2 protein-coding genes are annotated in these 1,492 nt (G+C 41.4%); one reads left to right on the forward strand and one right to left on the reverse strand.

Translation table 11 applies throughout. The annotated features are described in order from the left end of the window. Positions 1–225 precede the first annotated feature (225 nt). Complete coding sequence (locus G470_RS0111605; RefSeq protein WP_028274933.1) at positions 226–804, forward strand: TetR/AcrR family transcriptional regulator; 579 nt, start codon at positions 226–228, stop codon at positions 802–804. A gap of 54 nt (positions 805–858) precedes the next feature. Here the strand turns inward: G470_RS0111605 and G470_RS0111610 are convergent, their stop codons facing one another. Then, positions 859–1,320 carry a flavodoxin gene (locus G470_RS0111610; protein ID WP_028274934.1) on the reverse strand — a complete coding sequence of 154 codons (462 nt, stop codon included), beginning with the start codon at positions 1,318–1,320 and terminating at the stop codon, positions 859–861. Between the last annotated feature and the right edge of the window lie 172 nt (positions 1,321–1,492).

Below are 1,492 nucleotides of genomic sequence, written 5' to 3' on the forward strand. Positions count from 1 at the left end.
CCTCCTGGGTATGTTTTTGTGGTTAAAAACATTGTACCGTAAAAGGGCTGTTACATGGCCTTTTATCTTTTACACAATTATATGGACTTTATCTAACTGTCTAAACATGGTATTTAAATTTAAATAAGAACAATTTAGTGTTAAAATAAAAAGGTACTGTATAAAAAAGTAATTTTTTTGTAGTTACATAAGAAAACATTATAAGTGAATGGAGGAAATAAAGAGGTGGCACGAAAAAAGACAATTTTAAAGGAACACATCCTTGAAACAGCCTATCTAGTTTTGTGTGCGGAAGGCTTCAAGGGATTTACCGCACGAAATATTGCGAAACGAATGGACTGTTCGACGCAGCCGATTTATCTTGAGTTTAAGAACATGGACGAGTTGAAAAATGAACTCATGGCTAAAGTTTATACATATTTAACTGAAGAAGTTTACAGCTGCCCGCGTACCGGGAACCGAATGGTGGACTTTTGTCTGAACTATATCGATTTCGCCCGCAGAGAAGTAACGTTCTTTTCATCGCTCTTTTTGGAAAAACAAATCGATGCCTGTGTGTTGCACGAATTTTCTTTCCAAACATTGGTTGATGCCATGAACAAAGATGGAAAAGCAGGAAAACTCGACAACGAAGAAAAGAAACAAGTCTTTGAACGCATCTGGCCGACCATCCACGGAACCGCAACGATGGTGGCACAGGGCAGCGTGTCCTTCGATGAAGACGAAGTGATCGACATACTGAAATGCCTGCTTCCAGAAGCAGATTTTATTGGAACGGAAGAATTGGCTTATTCCGACAATTGATTTTCTACTTAAAAACCCGCACCTCCCCTAAAAAAGGGAAGGGCGGTTTCTTTATTATGAACCAGCCAGTTCTTCGTATGTTTCCACTAAAGCTTTTGCGAACGCTTGGAGCGCTTCTTCGTCTTCTTCTTCGGGGTCCAAATCGACTTTCACGCTCTCCGCACCTTGAACCGCACCGGTTTTCAAAAACTGTTCAGAGAAGTCATCAACCGATTGACAGAAGAATTCGTAGAACGTGTCGCCGGAACCGAATGTCCCGAACACTTTCCCGCTCAAATCCACATCTTCCAATTCCTCGTAGAAGTCCACGATTTCATCCGGCAGATTGGCGTCTGTTCCGTAGGTGTACGTGCCTACCAGGCAGATGTCCACATCCAAAAAGTCTTGCGGATCGGCCATGACGCTCTCTACCAATTCCACTTCCACATCCAAGTCTTTCAGCGCTTCTTCCACAATTTCCGCACATTGCTCGGTATTTCCTGTTAAACTCGCGTATACAATCAACGCTTTTGGCATGACAAGCCTTCCTTTCATCACTCGTTTCTCAAATTATAGCAAATAAATGCAATACTGAGCAATGAGAAGAGGGGAATCGTATGCGTCAAGTTTTCCTCGGTAACCTTTATTCTAAATGACCCTTAATATAAATGCGGTTATTTGTTTCTATTCATTTAACTAAATGAAAGGG

Source organism: Atopococcus tabaci DSM 17538 (assembly GCF_000429585.1).
Taxonomy (GTDB): Bacteria; Bacillota; Bacilli; order Lactobacillales; family Carnobacteriaceae_A; genus Atopococcus; species Atopococcus tabaci.